Origin of the sequence: Variovorax sp. VaC1 (assembly GCF_043658315.1) — a bacterium.
GTDB lineage: Bacteria > Pseudomonadota > Gammaproteobacteria > Burkholderiales > Burkholderiaceae_C > Variovorax.
In genome coordinates this window covers 981318-987950 of sequence record NZ_JBIGLT010000003.1, presented here as the reverse complement: position 1 = coordinate 987950, position 6633 = coordinate 981318, and the positions used below count along the sequence as shown (strand labels likewise).

The following is a 6633-nucleotide window of genomic DNA, read 5'->3' as shown; positions in this document are numbered from 1 at the left end:
CTGTCCACGTCGACCTCGACCGGCCTGAGCACGGCGACGAGCAGCATCAGCAGCTTGTCGACATCGACTTCGACCGGGATCAGTAGCCTGTCCACGGGCGTCGTCAGCTTGTCGACGGGCCTGAGCACGGCCACCAGCAACGTCAGCAGCCTGAGCACGGCGGTCATCTTCCCGGCCGACTACCAGCAACTGCTGCGCAGCGGCCCTGCCGACTTCCTGGTGACGCACGAAGCGCCCGCGGTTCACCCGCATGGCTGGAAGGCGATCGACGAACTCGCTGAGGCGCTTGGCGTTCAACTGGTGGTCCATGGACACCATCATCAGAACATCGACTATCTCGCGGAAGGAATGCAGAGTGCTGCAGCACCGTTTCGCGCCTTCGGCGTCGACATGGGCTCGCACCTGGCATGGCCGCTGCACTCGCAGGGGCGGCTTGAGTCGGATGGTCTTCCACAAGACTTGTTGGATCTCGCTACCCAGGTCTTTGGCGCAGAGGCCCGAACCTGGCTGGACAAACCTCATGAGCTGCTCGACGGCCAGACGCCCGCAGCGTTCGCTGTTGGAGGCGGCTCGGAAAAGGTCCGATCAATGCTCAATGCCATCCAGCACGGCGGCGTCGTATGAGGCGCGATAGGAGCGGCTTGAGAGGTTCAGGGTGATCCTGTTTCTCGACTTCGACGGCGTGCTGCACCCAGAGGGGGAAGATCACGTCCTCAACGGCGGCGCCGACTTCTGCCTCCTGCCGCGCCTGGAGGCGTTGCTGCGCGAATTCCCGCACGTGAAGATCGTGATCAGTTCATCCTGGCGCGAGCAGCTTCTCTACAAGACCTTGCTGAAACCGTTCTCCAGCGACATCCGGGCCCGGATTCTTGGGGCCACACCGCACTCGGGCTTCGGGCTTCCCCCTCCGTACAAGAAGCGAGAAGGAGAAATCCTCGCCTGGCTCCAGATTCATGAATCGGTCGAGGAGCCATGGGTCGCGCTCGACGATGCCTACTGGCAGTTCGACTAGGCTCGCGCAGGAGGAGCCTTCCTTTCTGGCGGATGAGCCCGCATTCGCGATGCCTCCGGCAGGCGTGACTAGTTCGCCGCAAGGGCGGAGCTAGGCGCGCAAGCTTGTGCTTGAGGACTTGTCACGCAGTTTGTAGTTGCACTTTTCATCTCGAGGATGGCGAGGCTGGCCGTTGGGTGTGGATCGCATTCCGAGGGCGTTCGCCGCGCGCTATGCTCATTCGAGCAAAAGGAATCGAACGGGAGCCGCCATGACGCGCACGACTACTCGACAAATCAATTTCGAAACGCTGAAGCTCCGCGGTGCCAGTGCAGTGGTAGTCATCAAACTGATGATGGCTGCAAATGACATGTCGTACGCGAATCAGAATCTGGCCGACTATAAGGCAGCCGTTGAACGCGGAGACCGGAACGTGCGTCCGAATGGTGGGTTGTATTGGGTGCGCTTGCAAATTGCGCACATGTCCGAAGCCTTCGTCATCATCAATCAGATTAGAGATACCCCGGATCTGATGAACTTCGTCGATCAGTGCGATCGCCGAACCCGAGAGTCATTCGCCAATCTGCTGCCATTTCTGCATGGCGGAGCGAAGCACGATCAGTTTCGACAGTTGGTCGAGAAGGTGCGAAACAACGTGGCGTTTCACTATCAGTGCGACAAGCTGATCGGCAAGACTATCGGGACACTTGCGTCCCGGTCGGGTCATCGGATCTCGACCATCACGCGTGGCGATGATGTGCGGCTGTGGCATTTTCAAGCAGCAGATGTAGTGCTCGACACTATCGTCGTGCGGGAACTGTGGCAAGTGCCGTTGACGAGGGCCGCGATCGACGGTGCCGACGAAGCGGCGTGGAATACACACCTTATGTTCCTCGATTTCATGGACTTCGCAGGTGAGTTCATCTGGAAGTACTGCGAGACTTAGGTCCTGGTTACGGAGGTGTAGCCTGATGGAGGCAATGTGGAAAATCGCATGATGGCGCCTGCTTGGATCAGGTGGTAAACCCATTGAAATAGTCAAACTGGCACTCTGAGTCATCAGCAGAATATCCGCTTGGATCTGTAGGCTTGGACCCACATAGCGCTCACCGCGTCAGCGAAGCACAAGCACAGGCAGCGTCGAGCGAGCCAGCACGTGCTGCGTTTCGCTCCCCAGCAGCAGCCGCTTGATGCCCTTGCGGCCGTGCGATGCCATCACGATCAGGTCGCTCTTGTATTTCTTCGCCGCTGCGATGATCGATTCGGCCACCAGGTCGGAGTTGGCCGTTGCCGTGCGCACCCGCACGCCGCTTTGCTTGGCGCGCGCACTCACGGCGTCGAGCATCTCCTGGGCCTTGTCTGCCCATTGCTTCTCGATGCGGCCAATGTCCTCAGCAGAAAACGTCATCGAACCCTCGAAATAGCTCCTCGGGTAGCGCGGGATCACGTTGAGCGCGACGAGGTCGGCGTCGTTCTGGGCGGCGAGGGCGATCGCGCTGGTCACGGCCTTCTTCGAGAGCGTGGAACCATCGGTGGCAACGAGGATGCGTTTGAACATGAAGGGTCTCCGAAGATGTGGTGTGCCGCGAGCTTAGGCAGGCGGTGGTTTCGGGGGTTGACGCAGATCAAGGAGCACCGCGAAGCGCGCCCTTAGCCTCGCTCGATGCAAGCTGCGCTCGCCTCCATTCCCTCGCATTCATTGCCCATGCCGCCCCTGGGCGAGCGCTGGCGCGTGCTCGACGATCCCGCGGGATGGCAGGCGTTCGGCCATGTCGTGGAAGGCGATGCGGCCACGGGCACCTGGGAGTCGCAGGTTGCGGTAGACGGCATGCACTGCGCCGCCTGCGCGTTCACGGTCGAGGCGGCCTTGCTTCAGGTGCCCGGCGTGCAAGAGGCACAGGTCAACGCAGCGAGCCGGCGTGCGCGCATCGTGTGGTCAGCCGCGGCCACGCGCCCGTCGCGCTGGTTCGAGGCTTCGGCTGCCGCCGGGTATCCGCTGGTTCCCGCCGGCAGCCAGCCCGCGAGCGAGCAGCGCTCGCGTGAGCTGCGCATGGCGCTGTGGCGCTGGCTGGTCTCGGGCTTTTGCATGATGCAGGTGATGATGTACGCCTACCCGGCCTACGTCGCGCGGCCCGGCGATATGACGGCCGATGCGGCGCAACTGCTGCGCTGGGCCTCCTGGGTGCTCACGCTGCCCGTCGTGCTCTTTTCTTGCGGCCCGTTCTTTCGCAGTGCGTGGCGCGACCTGCGCGCCAGGCGGATCGGCATGGACTTGCCCGTGGCCTTCGGCGTGCTCATGACTTTTGTCGTCAGCAGCGCCGCGACCTTCGACGGCGGCGGGCCGCTGGGCCACGAGGTCTACTTCGACTCGCTGACGATGTTCGTCTTCTTCCTGCTCACCGGTCGCTGGCTAGAGGCACGCCTGCGCGACCGCACGGCCGGATCGCTCGAGGCGCTGATGCATCGCTTGCCCGACAGCGTCGAGCGCCTGACCGCCGATGGCAGCTGGGCGCGGGTGGCGGTGCGGCGGCTCGCGGTCGGCGACGTGGTCCGGGTGCGCCCTGGTGAGGCGTTCCCGGCCGACGGGGTGGTGATCGAAGGCGACACCAGCGCCGACGAAGCCCTGCTCACGGGCGAGTCACACCCCGTGCCGCGCCCGTGCGGCGACCGCGTACTGGCCGGCAGCCACAACCTGTTGGCGGTGGTGCGGGTGCGCATCGAATCGGTGGGCGAGGGCACGCGTTTCTCGCAGATCGTGCGGCTGATGGAAAGCGCGGCCCTGCACAAGCCGCGCCTGGCGCTGCTGGCCGACCGCGTGGCACGGCCCTTCCTCATCGTGGTGCTTGCATCGGCAGCGGCCGCTGCGGCGTTCTGGTGGCCGGTGGACCCGGGCAAGGCGGTGATGGTGGCAGTGGCGGTGCTGATCGTGACCTGCCCCTGCGCGCTCTCGCTCGCAACACCGGCCGCCATGCTCGCCAGCGCGGGCGCTCTGGCACGCGGCGGTGTGCTCACGTCCAATCTGCAGGCGCTGGAGGCATTGGCTTCGGTCGACACGGTCGTGTTCGACAAGACGGGCACCTTGACCGGCGACGTTCCTCGGCTTGAGCGCGTCTATTGCCGGCAGGGCTTGCGCCCCGGCGATGCACTGGAAATGGCGGCCGCGCTCGCCGCGCAATCGCTGCACCCCATTGCGCAGGCTTTGGTGAATGCATGGAACGCGCAGTTCTGCGCGCCGCCCGGCTGGACCGTGGCGCACGTCGGCGAGAGCGCCGGCCTCGGGCTCGAAGGCCTGATGCGCCGCAGCCGCGACCATTCATCGAATGCAGGGCAGAAGATGCGGCTCGGGTCAGCCGCCTTCTGCGGCGTGCCGTCGCTGCAGGTAGAGGCCGCGCAAGTCCATCTGGCCGACGCACAGGGGTGGGTCGCCAGCTTCGTGTTCGCCGAAGAGCTGCGCGCGGATGCCGTCGCCGCTGTGGCCGCATTGCGGGAACAAGGCTTGACGGTGCGGCTGTTGTCGGGCGACCGCGAGGGCGCGGCCAGGGAGATCGGTGCGCGCGCCGGCATTGCCTTCGCGCAGGGCGGCTGCACGCCCGAAGACAAGCTCGACGTGCTCTGGCGATTGCAGGCCGAAGGCAGGCGGATCGCAATGGTGGGCGACGGCCTCAATGACGGCCCCTCGCTGGCCCGCGCGAACGCTTCCTTCGCCTTCGGCCGCGCGGTGCCACTGTCGCGGGCGCGTGCCGATTTCGTGGTGCTGGGCGACAGGCTTGTGGCCATTCCCGAGGCGATTGCGCAGGCACGCCGAACGCTGCGCACCGTGCGCCAGAACCTCTTCTGGGCCGCCGGCTACAACGCGCTGTGCGTACCGCTCGCCGTCGCCGGCTGGTTGCCAGCGTGGTTGGCCGGCCTGGGCATGGCCGCAAGTTCGCTCGTGGTGGTCCTCAATGCGGCGCGGCTCACCGCCCAGGCGAAGGTGGGCACCTGATGGACATCCTCTTCCTGCTCATTCCGTTGTCGGTGGTGCTGGTGCTCGCGATTCTCGGCGGGCTTTGGTGGGCCATCGAGCGCGGCCAGTTCGAGAACATCGACGTCGAAGGCGATCGCATCCTGCACAACGATTGATTTGCATCAAGTCCGGGGAGCAGGGTGGCAGAGAGACTGCCCACCATTCACTCAAGGGCACGACGATGCAAGCAACGAACCCACCCGCCGCGATTTACGACGACACCGTCGTACGGCAGTTCGCTCTCATGTCCGTGGTCTGGGGGGTGGTCGGCATGCTGGTCGGCGTGATCATCGCCTTCCAGTTGACATGGCCCGAACTCAACCTCGGCATTCCATGGCTCAGCTACGGACGACTGCGGCCGCTGCACACCAACGCGGTGATCTTCGCGTTCGGCGGCTGCGCGCTGATGGCGACCAGCTTTCATGTGGTGCAGCGCACCTGCCAGGTCCGGCTGTTCGCACCCGCGCTGGCGTCCTTCGTGTTCTGGGGGTGGCAGCTCGTGATCGTGGCGGCCGCCATCAGCCTGCCGCTGGGCTACACCCGGGGCAAGGAGTACGCCGAACTCGAATGGCCCATCGGCATCCTGATCGCGGTGGTCTGGGTGGCTTATGCGATCGTGTTCTTCGGCACCATCGGCAAGCGCCGCGTGCGCCACATCTACGTGGCCAACTGGTTCTACGGCGCTTTCATCATCGCGGTGGCGCTGCTGCACATCGTGAACGGCGCGGTGGTTCCGGCCGGCTGGATGAAGAGCTACTCGGCCTACGCGGGCGTGCAAGACGCGATGGTGCAGTGGTGGTACGGCCACAACGCGGTCGGCTTCTTCCTCACGGCCGGCTTCCTCGGGATGATGTACTACTACATCCCCAAGCAGGCAGGCCGCCCGGTGTACTCGTACCGGTTGTCCATCGTGCATTTCTGGGCGCTGATCTTTACCTACATGTGGGCCGGCCCGCACCACCTGCACTACACGGCGCTGCCCGACTGGACGCAGTCGCTGGGCATGGTGTTCTCGCTCATTCTCCTGGCGCCGAGCTGGGGCGGCATGATCAACGGCGTGATGACGCTCTCGGGTGCCTGGCACAAGCTGCGCACCGACCCGATCATGCGGTTCCTGATCGTCGCGCTGTCGTTCTATGGCATGTCGACCTTCGAGGGGCCAATGATGTCCATCAAGACCGTCAATGCCCTGAGCCACTACACCGACTGGACCATCGGCCACGTGCACTCCGGCGCGCTCGGCTGGGTGGGCTTCATCACCATGGGCTCGCTGTACTACCTGATCCCGCGCATGTACGGCCGAACCGAGATGCACAGCGTCAAGGCCATCGAGGTGCACTTCTGGATGGCCACCATCGGCATCGTGCTCTACATCGCCGCCATGTGGATCGCCGGCGTGATGCAGGGCCTGATGTGGCGCGCGATCAACCCCGACGGCACGCTCACCTACACCTTCGTGGAAAGCGTGAAGGCCACCTTCCCGTTCTACGTGGTGCGCCTGATCGGCGGGCTGCTCTACCTGTCGGGGATGCTGGTGATGGCCTGGAACGTCTGGATGACCGTCATCTCGGGCTATTCGGTGCGCGCCGAGATCCCGCCCCCTGCCATGGCCCACGCCTGAGGACCCGAGGACACA

Annotated in this window: 7 protein-coding genes; 6 read left to right on the top strand and 1 reads right to left on the bottom strand. The window is 64.6% G+C overall.

All coding sequences use genetic code 11. The annotated features are described in order from the left end of the window. The first annotated feature begins 108 nt into the window (after nucleotides 1–108). The 3 genes from ACGLHS_RS16900 to ACGLHS_RS16890 all read left to right on the top strand — a co-directional run bounded on the left by ACGLHS_RS16900 (nucleotide 109) and on the right by ACGLHS_RS16890 (nucleotide 1937). On the top strand, nucleotides 109–624 hold the full coding sequence (locus ACGLHS_RS16900; protein ID WP_394481433.1) for an antitoxin Xre/MbcA/ParS toxin-binding domain-containing protein: 516 nt from the start codon (nucleotides 109–111) through the stop codon (nucleotides 622–624). A gap of 31 nt (nucleotides 625–655) precedes the next feature. Then, nucleotides 656–1012 (top strand): HAD domain-containing protein, encoded by a 357-nt coding sequence (locus tag ACGLHS_RS16895; RefSeq protein WP_394481430.1) that lies wholly within the window; start codon nucleotides 656–658, stop codon nucleotides 1010–1012. Nucleotides 1013–1262: 250 nt separating this feature from the next. Continuing rightward, nucleotides 1263–1937 carry a hypothetical protein gene (locus ACGLHS_RS16890; RefSeq protein WP_394481428.1) on the top strand — a complete coding sequence of 225 codons (675 nt, stop codon included), beginning with the start codon at nucleotides 1263–1265 and terminating at the stop codon, nucleotides 1935–1937. Between the two features lie 168 nt (nucleotides 1938–2105). Here ACGLHS_RS16890 and ACGLHS_RS16885 read toward each other — a convergent pair whose 3' ends face one another. Beyond that, nucleotides 2106–2549: a universal stress protein gene (locus ACGLHS_RS16885; RefSeq protein ID WP_394481426.1), complete on the bottom strand. Its 444-nt coding sequence runs from the start codon at nucleotides 2547–2549 to the stop codon at nucleotides 2106–2108. A 105-nt stretch (nucleotides 2550–2654) separates the two neighbouring features. On the opposite strand from ACGLHS_RS16885, the gene ACGLHS_RS16880 reads away from it, so the two are divergent. The 3 genes from ACGLHS_RS16880 to ccoN all read left to right on the top strand — a co-directional run bounded on the left by ACGLHS_RS16880 (nucleotide 2655) and on the right by ccoN (nucleotide 6618). Then, on the top strand, nucleotides 2655–4976 hold the full coding sequence (locus tag ACGLHS_RS16880) for a heavy metal translocating P-type ATPase (protein WP_394481424.1): 2322 nt from the start codon (nucleotides 2655–2657) through the stop codon (nucleotides 4974–4976). Further along, entirely contained in the window at nucleotides 4976–5113 is a 138-nt protein-coding gene (gene ccoS / locus ACGLHS_RS16875; RefSeq protein WP_394481422.1) for a cbb3-type cytochrome oxidase assembly protein CcoS, read from the top strand. The genes ACGLHS_RS16880 and ccoS overlap by 1 nt, the downstream gene beginning before the upstream one ends. Before the next feature lie 65 nt (nucleotides 5114–5178). Then, nucleotides 5179–6618 (top strand): cytochrome-c oxidase, cbb3-type subunit I, encoded by a 1440-nt coding sequence (gene ccoN, locus ACGLHS_RS16870; protein ID WP_394481420.1) that lies wholly within the window; start codon nucleotides 5179–5181, stop codon nucleotides 6616–6618. Nucleotides 6619–6633 lie beyond the last annotated feature (15 nt).